14 protein-coding genes are annotated in these 19,422 nt (G+C 56.4%); 8 read left to right on the top strand and 6 right to left on the bottom strand.

The features are described 5' to 3' along the window. Positions 1-338: 338 nt before the first annotated feature. Together DXX3274_RS04145 and DXX3274_RS24485 are read right to left on the bottom strand one after the other, a co-directional pair. On the bottom strand, positions 339-2,726 hold the full coding sequence (locus DXX3274_RS04145) for a TonB-dependent siderophore receptor (protein ID WP_042858724.1): 2,388 nt from the start codon (positions 2,724-2,726) through the stop codon (positions 339-341). Between the two features lie 581 nt (positions 2,727-3,307). After that, entirely contained in the window at positions 3,308-3,700 is a 393-nt protein-coding gene (locus DXX3274_RS24485; protein ID WP_042858722.1) for a hypothetical protein, read from the bottom strand. A gap of 757 nt (positions 3,701-4,457) precedes the next feature. On the opposite strand from DXX3274_RS24485, the gene acs reads away from it, so the two are divergent. The 3 genes from acs (at position 4,458) to actP (ending at position 8,506) form a co-directional block, all read left to right on the top strand. Beyond that, on the top strand, positions 4,458-6,419 hold the full coding sequence (gene acs / locus DXX3274_RS04135; RefSeq protein WP_042858720.1) for an acetate--CoA ligase: 1,962 nt from the start codon (positions 4,458-4,460) through the stop codon (positions 6,417-6,419). Between the two features lie 120 nt (positions 6,420-6,539). Continuing rightward, entirely contained in the window at positions 6,540-6,851 is a 312-nt protein-coding gene (locus tag DXX3274_RS04130) for a DUF485 domain-containing protein (RefSeq protein WP_042858719.1), read from the top strand. Further along, positions 6,848-8,506: a cation/acetate symporter ActP gene (actP, locus tag DXX3274_RS04125; protein WP_042858718.1), complete on the top strand. Its 1,659-nt coding sequence runs from the start codon at positions 6,848-6,850 to the stop codon at positions 8,504-8,506. Before DXX3274_RS04130 ends, actP begins: the two co-directional genes overlap by 4 nt. A 49-nt stretch (positions 8,507-8,555) precedes the next feature. Here actP and DXX3274_RS04120 read toward each other — a convergent pair whose 3' ends face one another. From DXX3274_RS04120 to DXX3274_RS04105, 4 genes are all read right to left on the bottom strand, one after another. Continuing rightward, positions 8,556-10,202 carry a Na+/H+ antiporter gene (locus DXX3274_RS04120; protein ID WP_038662213.1) on the bottom strand — a complete coding sequence of 549 codons (1,647 nt, stop codon included), beginning with the start codon at positions 10,200-10,202 and terminating at the stop codon, positions 8,556-8,558. A 213-nt stretch (positions 10,203-10,415) separates the two neighbouring features. Then, on the bottom strand, positions 10,416-11,783 hold the full coding sequence (locus DXX3274_RS04115; protein WP_042858716.1) for an NCS2 family permease: 1,368 nt from the start codon (positions 11,781-11,783) through the stop codon (positions 10,416-10,418). An 805-nt stretch (positions 11,784-12,588) separates the two neighbouring features. Beyond that, entirely contained in the window at positions 12,589-13,512 is a 924-nt protein-coding gene (gene lpxP, locus DXX3274_RS04110) for a kdo(2)-lipid IV(A) palmitoleoyltransferase (protein ID WP_371206896.1), read from the bottom strand. A gap of 253 nt (positions 13,513-13,765) precedes the next feature. Beyond that, entirely contained in the window at positions 13,766-14,194 is a 429-nt protein-coding gene (locus DXX3274_RS04105; protein ID WP_042858714.1) for a molybdopterin-binding protein, read from the bottom strand. A gap of 214 nt (positions 14,195-14,408) precedes the next feature. Between DXX3274_RS04105 and DXX3274_RS04100 the strand changes: the two genes are divergently transcribed. Genes DXX3274_RS04100 through DXX3274_RS04080 form a run of 5 tightly spaced genes read left to right on the top strand, consistent with a single transcriptional unit; the run spans position 14,409 to position 19,390 of the window. Then, a complete protein-coding gene (locus tag DXX3274_RS04100) occupies positions 14,409-15,281 on the top strand; it encodes a carbohydrate ABC transporter permease (protein WP_042858713.1) in 873 nt (290 codons plus the stop codon). Continuing rightward, positions 15,271-16,158 (top strand): carbohydrate ABC transporter permease, encoded by an 888-nt coding sequence (locus tag DXX3274_RS04095; RefSeq protein WP_042858712.1) that lies wholly within the window; start codon positions 15,271-15,273, stop codon positions 16,156-16,158. The genes DXX3274_RS04100 and DXX3274_RS04095 overlap by 11 nt, the downstream gene beginning before the upstream one ends. Positions 16,159-16,168: 10 nt before the next feature. Next, positions 16,169-16,990, top strand: a complete 822-nt coding sequence (locus DXX3274_RS04090) for a phosphodiesterase (RefSeq protein WP_042858710.1) — start codon at positions 16,169-16,171, stop codon at positions 16,988-16,990. Next, positions 16,990-18,075 (top strand): ABC transporter ATP-binding protein, encoded by a 1,086-nt coding sequence (locus tag DXX3274_RS04085; protein WP_042858709.1) that lies wholly within the window; start codon positions 16,990-16,992, stop codon positions 18,073-18,075. The genes DXX3274_RS04090 and DXX3274_RS04085 overlap by 1 nt, the downstream gene beginning before the upstream one ends. Beyond that, entirely contained in the window at positions 18,068-19,390 is a 1,323-nt protein-coding gene (locus DXX3274_RS04080) for an ABC transporter substrate-binding protein (RefSeq protein ID WP_042858705.1), read from the top strand. The genes DXX3274_RS04085 and DXX3274_RS04080 overlap by 8 nt, the downstream gene beginning before the upstream one ends. Positions 19,391-19,422: the final 32 nt, after the last annotated feature.

Genomic DNA, 19,422 nt, shown 5'->3' with positions numbered 1-19,422 from the left:
TGACTGGCGCTGTCGGAGCACCTGCATCCGCGACGTTGATTCAGCGTACGCCCTGGTTAATTCATTTATTTTTATTAGCCAGCAACCGGTGGGAATATATAAATATGCCGCCGATTCACCAGATAATAAATATTGCATGTAAAAGGCAATATCCCGCCGTTAAATATAACGGGATACTACCTGATACATCGTTTATACCCGTCATACTTCAAGTCGCAGGAGTGTTGGCTGCGTTACAAGGCGCTTAATGAGCCTTGCCCTAAAGCACCAACGCACTGCGGTGAGCGAGGACACGCCAACGTGTTCACCTGCAACTCGAAGTATGACGGGTACATTACTCACCAGCGGTACGTCACATTGGCGGTAATATCACGCCCTTCTCCGTAATAGCACCAGAAATTACAGGCGCTGACATAGTGATGATCCGCCAGATTGGTCGCGTTAACCTGCACGCGCCAGTTTTTGGTCACGTCGTAGGCGATCATCGCATCCCATAGCGTATACGCCGGAACTTTCAGGCTGGCGCTTTCCAGACGGTCGCCGTAGGAACTGCCGATGTAGCGCACGCCGCTGCCGACGGTCAGCCCTTCCAGCGGGCCGCTGAACGCGTAGCTCACCCAGGTGGAGAACATATGTTCCGGCAACCCCGGCAACCGCTTGCCGTTTTCTCCTGCTACGCCGGATTGGGTCGTTTCCACGTTGTTATAGGTGTAGTTGCTGGTTAACGTCACGCCTTTATACACTTCACCGCTCAGTTCCAGCTCGATCCCGCGGGAACGCGCTTCGCCCGACTGCACCTGACGGCTCGGGTTATTGACGTCGGTGGTCAGGATATTTTCCTGACGCAGGTTATACAGCGCCGCCGAGGCATAGCCGTTGAAACCCTGCGGGGTATACTTAACCCCCACTTCCGTCTGTTTGCCCATGGTTGGCTTGTACTGGTTGCCATAGGCGTCATAATCCGCCAGCGGCTGGAACGACTCGGCATAGCTGACATACGGCGAAATGCCGTTATCAAACAGGTACATCGCTCCAGCCGTTTTGGTGAACTTGGTGTCGCTGGTGCGGGAGTCGATCCCCATGATCGTGTTGCGCGTGTAGGATTTGGCGTCGTCGTAGCGGCCGCCCAGCAGCAGGATCAGGCGATCGTCATACTTGATCTGGTTCTGCACATAGTAACCGCTCTGATGACGACCGGAACGGTGATTGGACAGCTGGTTATCGCTCAGGGTGTAACGGCCGTAGACCGGGCTGAAAATATCCAGCGGCGCGCTGTTGAACTGATAGAGCGAGGCGTTGTACGGCGACAGATCCGCATCGCGGCTCTGGGTATTGGCGCGACGGTAGTCAACGCCCAGCAACAGAGTATTGTCGATATCTCCCCAGCGCCATTCGCCTACCATACGGTTATCCACCGACCAGTTCTGCGCAAAGCCGTCGCGGTAGGTCAGCCCACGATTAACGGTACGATCGTCCAACTGGCCCATGGCATAGACCCCGCGCAGGTCCATGTTCAGGTAGGTGTAGTTCGTGTTCTGGTGGAAGGTCCAGGTATCGTTCAGGTGGTGCGTGAACTCATACCCGAGGTTCAGTTGACGGCTATCGAACCGGTTCAGGCTCGGTTCCCCCAGCGAGGTCTTGTAGCCAACCTTACCGTAGGGCGTGTCATGCAGGGTGCCGTAGGGCGTCTTGAAGCCATTGGTCATCCCGGAACGGGTATCCATGTAACTGCTCAGCAGCGTCAGTTCGGTATTGTCGCCCATCAGGAAAGTCAGGCTGGGCGCGAGGTAGAACCGCTTGCTGTCGGCAAAATCCACTTCGCCGGACGTATCGCGCGCGGTGCCGACCACCCGGTACAACACCGTGCCGTCGTCGTTCAGCGGACCGGAACTGTCCACCGCCAGCTGACGGTAGTCATTAGAGCCGTACTCCACCGACACCTGCCCCTGCGGCAGGCGCGTCGGACGCTTGGTGATCACATTCACCAGCCCGCCCGGTGGGTTCTGACCATACAGCACCGATGCCGGGCCTTTCAGTACCTCAAGGCGTTCCACGCCGAACGGTTCCAGCTGCTGGGTATAAAAACCATCTTCGTTTAGGGTAGCCAGCCCATTCTGGAAACGGGAAAGATCGCTGAAACCGCGGATCACCAGCCATTCGGTCTTATTGTCCGGCCCGTAAGGCGTCGCCAGCACGCCCGCGCTGTAGCGCAATGCCTGATCGATCTTCTTGGCGCCGCGCTCTTCAATCTGCTGTGCGTTCACTACCGCAACGGCACGGGGCGTTTCCGACAAGGGCGTATCCAGCTTCAGAGCGGTATTTGGCGGCGCGGTCACCACGATCTGCTCGTTTTTGGCTGCAGCGCTCGCCGGCGCGGCGGCAGGCGTTGCCGGCGTCTGCTTCGCCAGCGTAACCGTTCCATCCGCGCCAACCTGCGCCTGCAGACCGCTGTTGGTCAGAATGGACTGAAACCCTTGTTCAACACTGAAGGAACCACGCAGGCCCTGACTGGTTTTTCCCTGGGTCAGCGCCGGATCGTAAGAAAGCAGCACCCCGGATTGCTGTGCAAACTGATTCAGCACCTGGTTCAACGGCCCGGCGGAAACGGCGTAAGTCCGGGTGACGGCGTTGGCCGATGCCGCCTGACTCACTCCAACGGGCAGCGCCGCATACACGGATAGCCCCAGCACCCCGGCCCGAAGCAGGCGGGTACGATATGTCAACATAGTGATTCCCCTTCAGTATCGAATTTTCAGCATCAATCATGTGGTCTTTAACGCCGTTGGCGATGTCTATTCACCGCACTCATGCATTGGTCAGGGACACAACCGCATCACGTCCCACGCACCACCTGATTGCTATGCCAAACCAGCAACGTCAAAAGGGAACCGCCGATCAAAAAAATTTCTAAGCAGCTTCCGGGCCACACCGCGACAAGCGGGAATAACGCGCCTGTAACGCCGCGATATTCCGGCAAAATACCCCGGACAAGCCGCGAATAATTAGTCTTGCAACGTTATGCCGTCATTATTGAAGGTGAGTAAAAAAAGAATCTTTCTCTGTTGCCCATTTTATTATGATTTATGTAAAAAAGACACTTAACGCTAAGAAGTGTATTTAAATATGGATTTGTTATTAGCTTGATCGTGAAATGAGGTATCGAAACGTATCGATATAAAAACAACACAAAAAGAAAGAGAATAGCGCTATCGGCAGGATGCTTGATAATCGCCGACATGAAAACACAAAAAAATCACATCAATGAATGAATTGATACGGTGTGCGTTTAATTTCCAGACATCCGGTTTCATGACGCCATGGTTGTGGTGATGTCACCCTCATCCTGGTTGAGGATTAACAGCGACAATACCCGATCTTCCACATTCAATTTGGAAAACGACAGCGTACTGAGCGGCTTTTTGGCAAACCCGTCGGACAGTAGATCCCAGGCGACATGCGTGCTGAGCAGATCGTCGTTGGTCATGAAATCCTGATACGCGAACCGGACATTTACCGGGAGCACTTCGTCAATGGAAGCAGGCGTTGTGGCGCCGGTACGCAAACCAAAATGTGCATTAAATGCGGAATTCGCGCAGAGTATCTTGCATTTGTCATCAATGACTGCAATTGCTCGTCTATCATTGTGAACAGGGGCGCTTAACATGCTCATGATTTCATTCTGCCCAAATATCAGACTCATATGTCCTCTGCTTCTTGCTATGTGAAATCTATCCCCCCTGAAGCAGCCTAAATGTGGACGGCTCGGGGAGTCCGGGGATAGTTTTAAAGTCAACCAGATAAATTACCTGGTAAATGCAATAATTAAACCGTTGATATAATTAGAATTCAACCAACCAGGACAAAGGGCGTTCTGAGCAAGAACTTAATTTCCTGCGTTATTATGCAGTCCAAACAATATAGATATTATACTTTGGTAAATTATATCCCACGTCTTCCGGCGGACTGAAAGTCGAAATTATCTATCACAATAATCAGTCCATTTATTGCCCACAAATTGTTTACAATTAAAACAATTTCGTAACGAAATAGAGGCATTAAATGTCACCCTTTTAGGGATCATTAGCACTATATCTGCTTTCGCCGAAAGTCGATCGTCCAAATAAGGCCGATCTTTTGCTTGTTTGATCATATCGTCCGATCAAATTCTTATTAATGATAGTTAATGTCGATGAAATAGTCATTTTCATTAACTATTCCCTTTACGAATTCAAAGAACGACAGATAAGTAACAGAAATGTGAGCAAAGTCGCACAAACTTGTATGCTTTAGCTGCTTCCAGCCCATGCCGCCGCCAACTAAGACTATCTTTAAAAGCAAACGTCTCAGCTCTTTCCTGCAATGCGTGATCCATCGCGCAAAAAAGAAACAAATGTTAATGGCTCACTGTTATTAACTATTGATTGACATAATATTAACAATGTTTAAGGAGAAGCGCTATGAGCCAATATAATAAACACCCTATACCCGCCGCCATTGCGGAAAACGCCTTAATCACCGCCGAACAATATAAAAAGATGTATCAGGAATCTGTGCAGGATCCTGATGCCTTCTGGCGGGAACAAGGCAAGATCGTTGATTGGATCAAACCCTATCAACGGGTCAAAAACACCTCTTTTGACCCGGGCCATGTCCGCATCCGCTGGTTCGAGGACGGTACATTAAATGTAGCGGCCAACTGCCTCGATCGCCATCTCGACACGTTGGGTGATCAAACCGCGATCATCTGGGAAGGCGACGACGCCGGAGAAAGCAAAAAAGTCACTTACCGCGAGCTGTATCAGGCGGTTTGTCGTTTCGCCAACGTACTGAAATCCAAAGGTATCCGTAAAGGCGACGTGGTCGCTATTTATATGCCGATGGTGCCGGAAGCCGCTGTGGCGATGCTGGCCTGCGCCCGCGTCGGCGCCGTGCATTCGGTGATCTTCGGCGGATTCTCCCCGGAGTCCATCGCCGGCCGTATTGTCGACTCCAACGCCAAACTGGTGGTCACCGCCGATGAAGGCATTCGCGCCGGGCGGGCGATTCCGCTGAAAAAGAACATTGACGAAGCCCTGCGCAACCCGGCGGTCACCAGCGTCAATCATGTGATCGTATTCCGCCGCACCGGCAATCCCGGCAGTTGGCAAAACGATCGGGATCTGTGGTGGCACGAGTTGATCGCCCAGGCGGACGATCATTGCCCGCCGGAAGAAATGAACGCCGAAGATCCGCTGTTTATCCTGTATACCTCCGGCTCAACCGGTAAACCCAAAGGGGTGTTGCACACCACCGGCGGTTATCTGGTGTACGCCGCCACCACCTTTAAATACGTGTTCGATTACCACCCCGGCGATATTTACTGGTGTACCGCCGACGTCGGCTGGGTCACCGGTCATAGCTACCTGTTGTACGGCCCGCTGGCCTGCGGCGCCATCACGCTGATGTTTGAAGGCGTACCCAACTGGCCTACCGCCAGCCGCATGGGGCAAGTGGTGGACAAGCATCAGGTCAACATTCTGTATACCGCGCCCACCGCCATTCGCGCGCTGATGGCGGACGGCGACAAGGCGATTGAAGGCACCTCGCGCCAGTCGCTCAAAATCATGGGCTCGGTGGGGGAACCCATCAACCCGGAAGCCTGGGAATGGTACTTTAAGAAAATCGGCAATAGCCGCTGCCCGATTGTCGACACCTGGTGGCAGACGGAAACCGGTGGATTCATGATCACCCCGCTGCCGGGCGCCATCGAAGCCAAACCGGGGTCGGCGACGTTACCGTTCTTCGGGGTGCAGCCGGCGCTGGTGGACAACCTCGGCAACCCGCAGGACGGCGCCTGCGAAGGTAATCTGGTGATTACCGACTCCTGGCCCGGTCAGGCGCGCACGTTGTTTGGCGACCACGAGCGCTTTGAACAGACCTATTTCTCCACCTTCAAAGGCATGTATTTCAGCGGCGACGGCGCACGCCGCGACGAAGACGGCTATTACTGGATCACCGGCCGCGTGGACGACGTGCTAAACGTTTCCGGCCACCGGCTGGGAACGGCGGAAATCGAATCGGCGCTGGTGTCACACCCGAAAATCGCCGAAGCGGCGGTGGTCGGCATTCCGCACAGCCTCAAGGGGCAGGCGATCTATGCCTATATCACCTTGAATCACGGTGAAGAACCTACCAGCGAGCTGTATACCGAAGTGCGCAACTGGGTACGTAAAGAAATCGGCCCCATCGCCACCCCGGATATCCTGCACTGGACCGATGCGCTACCGAAAACCCGATCCGGCAAAATCATGCGTCGTATTCTGCGCAAGATTGCAGCCGGGGATACCAGCAATCTTGGGGATATCTCCACCCTCGCCGATCCTGGCGTGGTAGAGAAACTGCTGGAAGAAAAACAAGCCATGAATCACACACCATCGTAACTGTTAGCCGATAAAACAGCGCCCCCGCACCAGACCGCATTACGCCGTCTGGTGTGTGGTGGCACCTAAAAAAACAGCCGCCCGTAAGGGCGACGCGACTTATCTGACTGGAGATTTATGATGAATGATCTCATTTATCAACGGATTGAAGATAACCCGCTATTTAAAGAACTGGTCCAGAAACGGCAACGTTTTGCCGCCTTTCTTTCGCTGATCATGCTGGTGTTGTACATCAGTTTCATTCTGTTGATCGCCTTTGCGCCGGGTTGGCTGGGGACGCCGATCGCGCCCGGTGCGGGGACGACCCGCGGCATCCCGTTGGGTATTGGGCTCATCATCATCTCCTTTGTGCTTACCGGTATTTATGTCTACCGCGCCAATGGCGAATTTGACCGCCTGACCAAAGAGTTGCTCAACGAGGTGCAAAAATGAAAAGCCGCATTTTCCTGCTGACCGCTTTGCTGGGGCTACCGATATGGGCGCAGGCGGCGGATGCCGTTTCCGGCAACGTCCAGAAGCAACCGCTGAATATTCAGGCCATCGTACTGTTCGTGCTGTTTGTGGCGGCAACGCTCTACATCACCTACTGGGCTTCCAAACGTACCCGTTCGCGTAGCGATTACTACACCGCCGGCGGCAACATCACCGGCTTTCAGAACGGGCTGGCGATTGCCGGCGACTATATGTCCGCCGCCTCGTTCCTCGGTATTTCGGCGCTGGTGTACACCTCCGGCTTTGACGGCCTGATCTACTCGCTTGGCTTTCTGGTGGGCTGGCCGATCATCCTGTTTCTGATTGCGGAGCGGTTGCGCAATCTCGGTCGCTATACGTTCGCCGACGTCGCCTCCTACCGGTTACAGCAAAAACCGATTCGTACATTGTCCGCCTGCGGTTCGCTGGTGGTGGTGGCGCTGTACCTGATTGCCCAGATGGTAGGCGCCGGCAAGCTCATTCAGTTGCTGTTCGGGCTGAACTACCATATCGCGGTGGTGCTGGTCGGTATTCTGATGGTGATGTACGTGCTGTTTGGCGGCATGCTGGCTACCACCTGGGTACAAATCATCAAAGCGGTGTTGTTGCTGTGCGGCGCAACCTTCATGGCGGTCATGGTGCTGAAAACGGTGAACTTCAGCTTCGACAGCCTGTTCACCGAAGCAACCAAGGTTCACGCGAAAGGTATCGCGATCATGAAACCCGGCGGACTGGTGTCAGACCCGATTTCCGCGCTGTCGCTCGGGTTGGGGCTGATGTTCGGTACCGCCGGCCTGCCGCATATCCTGATGCGTTTCTTCACCGTCAGCGATGCCCGTGAAGCGCGCAAAAGCGTGTTCTTTGCCACCGGGTTCATGGGGTATTTCTACTTCCTGACCTTCATCATCGGTTTCGGCGCGATTCTGCTGGTGGGCGCCAACCCGGCGTTCAAAGACGCCGCCGGCGCGCTGATCGGCGGCAACAATATGGCGGCGGTGCATCTGGCTAACGCCGTGGGCGGCAACTTCTTCCTCGGCTTTATCTCCGCCGTAGCCTTCGCCACCATTCTGGCGGTGGTGGCCGGGCTGACGCTGGCCGGTGCATCAGCCGTGTCTCATGACCTGTATTCGAACGTTATCAAGAAGGGTCAGGCTACCGAGCGCGATGAACTGAAGGTGTCGAAACTTACGGTGCTGGCGTTGGGGGTGATCGCCATCCTGCTGGGAATTCTGTTTGAAAACCAGAACATCGCCTTTATGGTGGGGCTGGCGTTCTCGATTGCCGCCAGCTGTAACTTCCCGATTATCCTGCTGTCGATGTACTGGTCCAAACTGACCACCCGCGGCGCCATGATCGGCGGCTGGGCCGGGCTGCTGACAGCGATAGTGCTGATGGTGCTTGGGCCGACCATCTGGGTGAAAATCCTCGGTCACGCCAGCCCGATTTACCCGTATGAATACCCGGCGCTATTCTCGATGCTGGTGGCGTTTATCGGTATCTGGTTTTTCTCGATTACCGACAATTCAGCCAACGCCGTCGAAGAACGCGGCAAGTTCAAGGCGCAGTTCATCCGTTCGCAAACCGGCCTTGGCATCTCCAAAGGGTCATCTCACTAAGTTCAACATGACTCACGACAACCGGGGAGCTTGCTCCCCGGCTTTTTTTTTACACTTTCTCGCTGAGTACCGCTTCCAGCAAATCCAGTTCCCGCAGCATTTTCTGTAGCGTTTCGTTGCTGATGCGCTGCGTGGCGCGCAGGTGATACAGTTCCGCGCGCTCTGCGCTGACAGCGGCCAGACGGAAGCGCCGTTCCAGATTCTCCACCGCCATGTTGTTTTCCAGCTCGTCGGTGCCCGCCACGCGACGATGCAACATCCCGATGACGCGCGCGCTCACCTCCGCCAGCACCTGATCGTCCAGATTCTCTTCCCGGTCCGCCGCCAGTCGCTCCTGCATTTTTTTCAGGCTATCGATAGCGACCTGCGCCATCGTCACCCGCGCGATACGTTCCTCTTTTTTCTGCACGCTGTGGTCGGTCAGCGTAATGCCCCTCAGCAGCAGCGGTAACGCCATCACACCGCACAGCAGTGAAAACAGAATCACGCCGGTGGCGATAAACACCAGTTGATAGCGGGACGGGAACGGTTCGCCGCTGCTCAGAAACAGCGGAATGGACAGCACACCCGCCAGCGTGATGGCGCCCCGTACGCCGGCAAAGGTACTGATCCAGATCTCGCGCGAGGTGTAGTCGGCAAACAGCATCGGGCGTTTGTTCTGTACATAACGACTGTAGAGTTTCATCAGCCACAGCCAGGCAAACCGCAGCAACAGCAAGGCGCAATAGATCAGGGCGATGTCGGCGAACAGCATCCAGGTTTCGATGGTCGGATCCAGCTCCGCCTGCACAATCGACTCTTCAATCACGCCGGGCAATTGCAGCCCCAGCATCAGGAACACCATGCCGTTGAACACAAACTCCAGCATGTTCCACACGCCGTTGGCGCGCAGCCGCATGTTGAGCGGCGCCTGCCGCAACAGTTGGGTTCGGCTGATGGTCATCCCCGACGCCACCGCCGCCAGAATGCCCGATACGCCGAAATGTTCGGCGATCAGGTAGGCGGCGAACGGCAACAGCAGCAGTAATACGATTTGGGTGGCGGCATCGTCATCGTTCTGATGACCAAGCAGCGACAGGGATTTACTGTACACCCAGGTAACGCCGATCCCGGCCAGCAGGCCGCCCAGCGCCACCTGCAAAAACGCCAGCGTCGCGCCGGAAACCGTGAACACCATGGTTCCCATAGCGATCGCCACCGCAAACTTGAGCGACACCAGCGCCGAGGCGTCGTTCATTAGCGCCTCGCCCTGCAGGATCCCCATCAGCTTTTTCGGGATCCGGTCTTCACCGACGATACCGGACAGGGCCACCGCATCGGTGGGAGACAGGACGGCAGCCAACGCAAAAGCGGCTACCAGCGGCATTTCCGGGATCATCCAGTGCAGCAGGTAACCGATACCCACCACGGTAATCACCACCAGCACCAGCGCCAACCCCAGAATTTCACGCATATGGTGCAGGAACTCGCGGGTCGAGGTTTTCCAGCCGTCGGCAAACAGCAACGGCGGAATAAACAGCACCATAAACAGCTCGGGATTGAAATCGACATGCAGACCGAATTGCGGCCAGGCCAGCATGGCGCCCAGAGCGATCTGCATCAACGGCAGCGGTATCTGGAAAGGCAGGATGCGCGTCACCACGCCAGAGAGCGAAACTATCAGCGTCATGATCAGAATGGTGAAAAATATTTCCATGTGTTCCCTGGTTGATTGCCGTTACATGAAAGGACTCCGGGCAGTGGCCTTCGGGCGCCGACTGCACCATCCGGTGGATGATCTGTTGAAATAATAACAAGATACGAAGCAATGAACAGGAATCGAAGACAAAAAAACAGCGCTTTCGGCACAGAGAAACAAAAAAGGGGAACTCGCGTTCCCCTTTTTGCATGATGCGGAATAAAAGACGGCTTAGAGCGCCCAGCCGCCGGCGTAAAACACCACCAGCGCCACGGCGATAATCACGGTGCCGAGATTGAGTTTACGCCACTCGCCGGAGAACAGGCGGCCCAGCACCAGCGAGCCAAAGCCCAGCATGATGCCGGTGACGATGTTACAGGTCAGCACGATGAATACCGCGCACACCAGGCCGGACATGGCGTCGACGAAGTCGTTGAAATCCAGTTTGGACACGTTGCTCAGCATCAGCAGGCCGACATACATCAGCGCCGGCGCCGTGGCATAAGCCGGCACCAGATAAGACAACGGCGACAGGAACAGGATCAGCAGGAACAGCACGCCCACTACGGTCGCGGTCAGGCCGGTTTTACCGCCTGCGGCAGTACCCGCGGCGGATTCAATGTAGACCGCCGCCGGCGACGTTCCCACCAGACTGGAGAAAATGCTGCTGACGGAGTCGGCGGTCAGCGCACGGCCGCCATTGATAATCTGACCGTCTTTGTCCAGTAGGTTGGCCTGACCGGCCACCGCACGAATGGTGCCGGTGGCGTCAAACACCGCCGTCATCACCAGCGCCAGCACGCTCGGCAGCACCACCGGCTGCAACGCGCCTTTGATGTCGAGGCTGAAAATCAGCGACTGGCCGTTGGCATCGGTCAGGCTCGGCAGGGCGAACAGCCCCTGATATTTCACGTTCGGGTCAAAAATCAGACCGATGACTGAAATGGCGACGATCACCAGCAGGATCCCGCCGGGCACGCGGCGTTTTTCAAGACCGATAGTAGCGGCCAGACCGATCAGCGACATTATCACCGGAAACGCGGTGAAATGACCCAGCGCCACCGGCAAGCCGTCGATCGGGTTCTTGATCACCAGACCAATGCCGTTGGCGGCGATAATCAGCAGGAACAACCCGATACCAATGCCCGCGCCATGCGCCACGCCCATCGGCAGATTGCGCAGGATCCAGGAACGGATGCCGGTAGCGGAAATCACGGTAAACAGTACGCCCATCATGAAGATGGCGCCCAGCGCGACCGGCACGCTGATATGCTGACCCAGCACCAGACTGAAGGCGGTAAACGCGGTCAGCGAAATCGCACAGCCGATCGCCATCGGCAGATTGGCCCACAACCCCATCAGCAGTGAACCGAGCCCGGCCACCAGACAGGTCGCCACAAACACCGCCGCGGGCGGAAATCCGGCTTTACCCAGCATGCCCGGTACGACGATGACCGAGTAAACCATCGCCAGAAAAGTAGTCAGGCCCGCCAGCACTTCCTGACGAACGCTGCTGCCGCGCTGCGTAATCTTGAAAAAGGCATCAAGCGCGCCTGCGGGACGAGCCGCATCGTCAGCCTGACGAGTGGTATTGGACATGGTGTATCCCCTGAAATGTCGTTTTATGGTTATCAAACGTTATGGTTCAAACATTATGGTTATCAAGCGCCGTGACCGGCACTTGGCCAGTATTCGGTGAAAACGGTGTGATTTGACGCCCCTTGCCAGGCGCCGGACAACCTGCCGTTTTCCCACTCCAGCCTGACACGCAAACGATTAACCGTTGCGTTACAAAGCGGCTGAATCCTGCCAGTTGTTGTTGAGGCGGCAGATTATCCTGCCTTCGGGACATCCATTTCAACTGCTATTCCCTGCATTCACGCCGTGGTCGCGCTGAAAATGACGCAAACCAAACGCCGCATGCCGTTGCCACGATCGTCAGGCCAATGATTCTTCGCCGCCGTTCGAATGGCAACATCTTGAGTATGAAAGAAAATAAAACTGCGGTTCAGGCAGAGTAGACTACTCGTTCATCTTTTTGTGATGCACATCACAAAAAAGTTGACCACTCCCTGAGCAGGGTGTATCTTTAAAACCGTGAAGAACGTCACAGAAATAATGAATCACACAGAGGAATACGACAATGAAACTGCTGCACAAAATTATCGCTATGTTTGAAAACTTCACCATCAACTTCGGTACTTTCAACCAATAATTCTTTTATGCGTATGGGGGAAACACCATGAGTATTGTCCGTCAAATCACTCAAATCCTAAAAGCGCTGGGCAAAACCTACCGCGGTGTTAATCCCTACGCGCTGTTTCGTTAATCATCAGTCATTCTCTCCTTCTTATTGTGGCTGCCTTCGGGCAGCCACTTTTTTTTCGTCCGATCCATCCAGCCTTTAGCGGTACAGCGACGCCTCGCCGCACGGGCGGGTCTTGAAGCGACGGTGCAGCCATAAATACTGTTCCGGCGCACGCAGGATCTCCCGCTCAATCACCCGGTTCATGTACTGCGCCGCCTGCTGTTGATCCTGACTCGGGTAGTCCTCCAGTTCCGGTTCAATCACCAGTTGATACCCCTGCTGGTTCGGCTTACGAATCAGTACCGTGGTGATCATCGCTGGTTTGGCCAGACGATGGATGGTGGACGTACCGCAGGTCGTCGCCGCCTGCTCTACCGCAAAGAACGGCGCGAACACGCTGCCTTTCGGGCCGTAATCCTGATCGGGAGCGAACCATACCGCTTCGCCGCTCTTCAGCGCCTGCACCATGCCGCGCAGATCCTTGCGGTCAATCATCGCTTTGTTGGAACGGGAGCGTCCCCAGGTCTGCACCAGTTCCATCACTTTATTGTTATGCCGCCGGTACATCGCCATCATCGGCTGGCACAGCCCCATGGCGCGGCCGCCCAGTTCCAGCGACATAAAATGAATGCCGATCACCATCACGCCGCGCTGTTCGCGCCCAGCCTGCTGAAGATTCTCGAGGCCGGATACCTCAAACCACGCTCTGACCCGCCTGTCCGACCAGAACCAGGCCATGCCGGTTTCCATCAGCGCCATCCCCAGCGAGGCGAAATTCGCCTCCAGCATCACTTCACGTTGCGATGCCGGCATATCGGGGAAGCAGAGCTCCAGGTTGCGGCGGGCAATGCTCACCCGACGTTTGAGAAAATGACGGGAAGTGCGTCCCATCCAACTGCCCAGCCGCATCAACGATGGATAAGGCAGTTGCACCAGCAGAAACAGCACGCCGAGGCCGAACCACAGCAGCCAGTAGCGAGGGTGGAATAAGTCCCTGGTAAAGGTTTGTTGAGTCATTATGAATATCTTCTTGATTGTCATACCAGCCAGTTTTAACAAACTAACCATGCACGACATTGTCGTTATCCAGGTAGCCCGGAGGAAAACACAGTCAATGTGAAAAAAGAGGAGAAACGTGCGGCAAAGTACAACCCGGCGAATGCCGCGCTTCTCTGCCGCTAAAAAGCGACTCAGATTACCCGAAATCCACCAAAGAAAGGAGGGATTCGAGTGTAAAGATTGTGTGTAGCGGCGATGTCGATGCCGCACGCCGTCAGGCGCGGGTCGCCAGAATGACGCTGGAGGCCTTAATCAGCGCGATCACCGCCGATCCGGCCTGCAATCCCATCTCTTCCACGCTTTCGTTGGTGACGCTGGCGGTCAGTTTCAGACCTTTGGCGGTGGTGATATGCACCGTGGCGTGCACCGCGCCTTTGATCACGTCATCAATCGCGCCGCTGAACTGATTGCGGGCGGAGAAGTTCAGGCCGCAATCGGCCGAGGCCAGAATCACCCATGGCGCTTTGATCAGCGCCAGCGCCGCTTTACCGGGAGCCAGTCCGAGCGTCGTCACGCTGCTGCGGGTAATCACGGTAGTCAGTTGTTCGCCGCTTTCCAGCGTTAGCACCACTTCGCTGTTGACCGCGCCTTCCGCCACGCGGGCCACTGTTCCACTGAGTTGATTTCGTGCAGAAACGGACATAGAACCTCCTGGATAAATCGGTAAATAACCATAAAAGCGTTTAATGATTCATCAAACGCTTTTTCCCGCCGCAGTACAAGCCATCAGCAACAGTTTTATTTTATGGAAACCTTCGTCACCAAATCGTCACCGGCCTGCCATGCCCTTGCAGCATTCCCTGCGCAGCATATGCCTTCCGTTTTACGAAACCCGTTGACTGGCTTTAACCATCACCATGCGAAAACACTGGCTCCCCTGGGTGATTCTGTCGCCTTCCTTGCTGTTCCTACTGTTGTTCACCTACTTTCCACTGTTGCGCTCCGTTTATGACAGCCTGTTCGATACCCGTATGGCGGGCGCAGACGCGCCGTTCGTCGGTTTGGGAAACGTAGTTCGCCTGCTGAATGACGCCGTATTCTGGCGCGCGCTGCTCAATAACCTGGTCTATATCCTGTTGACGGTGATCCCCGGCGTGGTGCTGGCGCTGTTGCTGGCGGTGGCGCTGTGGGAAAACCATGCGGTCAACCGCTGGCTGCGTACCGCGTTTTTTTTCCCGATGATCATCCCGATGGTCAGCGCCGCCGCGCTGTGGCTGTTTATCTTCATGCCCGGCATCGGCCTGCTGGATTACTATCTGGCCAAACTATTCGGCCCGATGAACAACAACTATCTGGGCCGCAGCAACAGCGCGCTGCTCGCTCTTGCGCTGATTGGCGTATGGAAATTCGCCGGTTACTACATGCTGTTCTTTCTGGCCGGTTTGCAGAGCATCCCGCCGTCCACCCGCGAAGCCGCGATTATGGAAGGCGCCACGTCGACGCAGGTGTTTTTCCGGGTCACGCTGCCGCTGCTGCGCCCGACGCTGAGTTTTGTCATTACCACCGCGCTGATTTACTCCATCACCCAAATCGACCACGTGGCGGTGATGACCCACGGCGGGCCGGACAACGCCACCACCGTGTTGCTGTATTACATCCAGAACCTGGCCTGGGACACCCACGACCTCGGCAAAGCCTCGGCCGCCACCTTCCTGACGCTGGCGGGGCTGTTCGTTTTCTCGCTGATTAACCTGAAAGTGCTTGAGAAAGGGGCGCATTATGAGCGTTGAGATCTCCCCCGCCGTTGCCTGTTCCACCCGCGCGCCCTTGCCGGCATGGCTGCGCTGGCGCCAGTCGCGCCGGGCGACCCTGAGCCTGCTGATGATCTGCGCCGCGCTGCTGTGGATAAGCCCGTTTATCTGGATGCTCTCGTCGGCATTCAGCGCCACCACCTTTGGCGTGGGCATGGCGTCGCTGTTGCCGCGCTGGCCGCTGACGCTGGATAACTTCCGCGACGCCTGGCAGAGCGCCGACTGGATAAGCCTGTACGCCAACACCATTTTCTTTACCTTCGGCACCTTTTTCGTCCAGTTGCTGACCATCACCACCGCCGGTTACGTCTTCGCCTGCCACGAGTTTCGCGGCAAGCAGACGCTATTCCTGCTGTTTCTGGTGCAGTTGATGATCATGCCGGTGGTGATGATGGTGCCCAACATGATGACGCTGAAGGCATTCGGCCTGCTCAATACCCTGACCGGCGTGATGATGCCCTATTTCACCTCGGCGTTTGGCGTCTTTCTGATGCGTCAGGCGTTTCTGGCTATTCCCAAAGAAATTGAAGAAGCCGCGCTGATGGAAGGCTGCCGCTGGTGGCAGGTGCTATTCCGCGTGCTGCTGCCGATGTCCTGGCCCTCCATTCTGGCGTTCGCCACCGTCAGCATTACCTATCACTGGAACGAGTATTTGTGGCCGCTGATGATGCTCAACGACCCGGACAAACAGGTGCTGACCGTTGGGCTGGTGTCGTTCGCCATGGGCGCCGAATCCGGCGGCCAGTGGGGAATGATCAGCGCCGGGACGCTGATGGTGTGCCTGCCGCTGATGCTGGCGTTTATCGTTTTCCAAAAACAGTTCCTGAGAAGTTTTGGTTTCTCAGGGATAAAATAAGGAGTTTTTCATGCTGTTAGCGCAAATTTCCGACACCCACTTTCGAAGCCCGGGGCAAAAACTTTACGATTTCATCGACATCAACGCCGGCAACGCCGACGTGGTGTCGCAGCTTAACGCCCTGACCGAACGCCCGGACGCGGTGGTGATTAGCGGCGATATCGTCAACTGCGGTCGCCCGTCGGAATACCAGGCGGCCCGCCAGATTCTGGGTAATCTGGCCTACCCGCTGTACATCATCCCCGGCAACCACGACGACAAAACCCACTTTCTGGAGTATCTGCAACCGTTGTGCCCGCAACTGGGCCACGACCCGCAGAATATGCGCTACGCGATTGACGATTTCGCCACCCGGTTGCTGTTCATCGACTCCAGCCGCGCCGGCACGTCTAAAGGCTGGCTGACGGAAGAGACGCTGGCCTGGCTGGAAGCGCAACTGATGCGTGATGACAAACCCACCGCCGTGTTCATGCACCACCCGCCGCTCGCCCTCGGTTCCGCGCAAATGGACCGCATCGCCTGCGAGAACGGCCACCGCCTGCTGGAACTGGTAGAGCGCTTCCCGTCGCTGGTGCGCATTTTCTGCGGGCATAACCACTGCCTGATCATGACGCAGTACCGTCAGGCGATCATCGCCACCGTGCCGGGTACGGTCCATCAGGTGCCGTACTACCACCAAGACACTCGCCCTTACTACGACATGTCGCCGCCGGCCTGCCTGATGCACCGTCTGGTGGACAAACAGTGGGTCAGCTATCTGCACCCGCTGTCGCATTACGCCGGTCCGTGGCTGTACAACGAAAGCATCAGTTGCCCGGTGGATGAGCGTTAATGGCTACGTTACGACTGCACAACGTCAGCAAACGATTTGACGACAAACCGGCGCTGCGCTCGCTGTCGCTGGAGATCGCCGACGGCGAATTTCTGGTGCTGGTCGGGCCGTCCGGCTGCGGCAAAAGCACCCTGCTGCGCCTGCTGGCCGGGCTGGAAACGGTGAGCGACGGCGAGATTTGGCTGGATGGCGACGACATCACCGCCCGGTCGCCGCGCGAGCGCAACTTCGCGATGATTTTTCAGAACTACGCGCTGTTTCCGCACCTGACGGTGAAGGACAACATTACCTTCGGCATGCAGATTCGCCATGAACCGAAAGCGAGCTGGCAACCCCGGCTGGAGAAAGTGGCGCAGTTGCTGCAACTGGACGAACTGCTGGACCGCAAACCGGGCAAGCTGTCCGGCGGCCAGCGTCAGCGGGTGGCGATGGCGCGCGCCATCGTCCGCAACCCCAGGCTGTTTCTGATGGATGAACCGCTGTCCAATCTGGACGCCCGGCTGCGCACCGAAGTGCGCGACGGCATCATGACGCTGCACCGGCAGTTAAAAACCAGCACCGTCTACGTCACCCACGACCAGACCGAAGCCATGTCGATGGCGGATCGCATCGTGGTGATGAACAACGGCGAAGTCCAGCAGGTCGGCACGCCGGAGCAGTTGTATGCCTTCCCGACCAACCGGTTCGTGGCGAGTTTCATCGGTTCGCCCGCCATGAACCTCATCACGCAGCCCTGCGCAGACGGCGCGGTACAAGTGGGTGAGCAAGCGCTTCCTCTGCCGCCGCACGCCAGTCAGCTCCGGCAGGTGATTTTCGGCATCCGTCCGGAACACCTTACCGACGCGCCGGAAACCGAACAGCACACGTTGCGTCTGCCCGGCACCGTGACGCAACGAGAATTGATGGGAGCGGACTATCTGCTGCACATCAGCACGCCGATTGGCGAACTACGCTACAGCCGCAAAAACCGCGGCGACGCCCCGATGGTCGGCGATACCGTCAACCTCGGCTTTTCACCTTTTGATGTTCATCTTTTTCATGCTGATACACAGCAGAACGTATACCAGGAGATCCCCCATGCATAAGCCCCTGAAACAGCGGTTACAGGCGCTCACCCTCGGCATCACGCTGGCCTTCGCCGGTTCGGCGCTGGCCAAACAGAACATCGATTTCATGTTTCCGGCCCCGGTGGACGGCAAACTGACGATGGAAATGACCCGCATCATCAAAGAATTCAACGGTTCCCAGCAGGATGTGGAAGTGCGGGGGATTTTCACCGGTAACTACGACACCACCAAAATGAAAGCGGAAGCGGCGCAGAAAGCCGGCCAGCCGCCCGCGCTGGTGATCATGTCCGCCAACTTCACCACCGACCTGGCGCTGAAAAACGAAATCCTGCCGATGGACGAACTGTTCAAATTCGGCAACGAAAAAGCCGGTACGTTTTTGACCAACGAATTCTGGCCGGCCATGCACAAGAACGCGCAGGTGATGGGCGTGACGTACGCCATTCCGTTCCACAACTCGACGCCGATCCTCTATTACAACAAGACGATGTTCGAAAAAGCCGGCATCGCCCAGGCGCCGCAAACCTGGCAGGCGCTGCTGGAAGACGCCAAAAAGCTGACCGACCAGAGCAAAGGCCAATGGGGTATCATGCTGCCGTCCACCAACGACGACTACGGCGGCTGGATTTTCTCCTCGCTGGTGCGCGCCAACGGCGGCAACTACTTCAACGAGGACTATCCGGGCGAGGTCTACTACAACACTCCGACGACCATCGGCGCGCTGCGCTTCTGGCAAAACCTGATCTACAAAGACAAAGTGATGCCGTCCGGCGTACTGGATTCCAAGCAGATCAGCGCGGCGTTCTTCTCCGGCAAACTCGGCATGGCGATGCTGAGCACCGGCGCGCTGGGTTTTATGCGTGAAAACACCAAAGATTTTGAACTGGGCGTGGCGATGCTGCCCGCCAAAGAGCAGCGCGCGGTGCCGATCGGCGGCGCCAGCCTGGTGAGCTTCAAAGGCATTTCCGACGAACAGAAAAAGGCCGCCTACCAGTTCCTGAGCTATCTGGTCAGCCCGCAGATCAACGGCGCCTGGAGCCGCTTCACCGGCTATTTCTCGCCGCGCAAAGCCTCATACGATACGCCGGAAATGAAAACCTATCTGGAAAAAGACCCGCGCGCCGCCACCGCACTGGAGCAGTTGAAGTACGCCCATCCGTGGTACTCCACCTATGAAACCGTAGCGGTGCGTAAAGCGATGGAAAACCAGTTGGCCGCGGTGGTGAATGACGAGAAAGTCACGCCGGAAGCGGCGGCCAAAGCCGCCCAGCAGGAAGCGGACACCATCATGAAACCCTACGTGGACCAGACGGCGCTGGCCCCGGTGAAGTGATCCTTCCACACCATGAAGAGATGTTAGTTACG

It is taken from the genome of Dickeya sp. NCPPB 3274 (genome assembly GCF_000406205.1).
Taxonomy (GTDB): domain Bacteria; phylum Pseudomonadota; class Gammaproteobacteria; order Enterobacterales; family Enterobacteriaceae; genus Dickeya; species Dickeya fangzhongdai.
The sequence above is the reverse complement of the archived record's forward strand: the minus strand, read 5'-3'. Positions and strand labels throughout refer to the sequence as shown.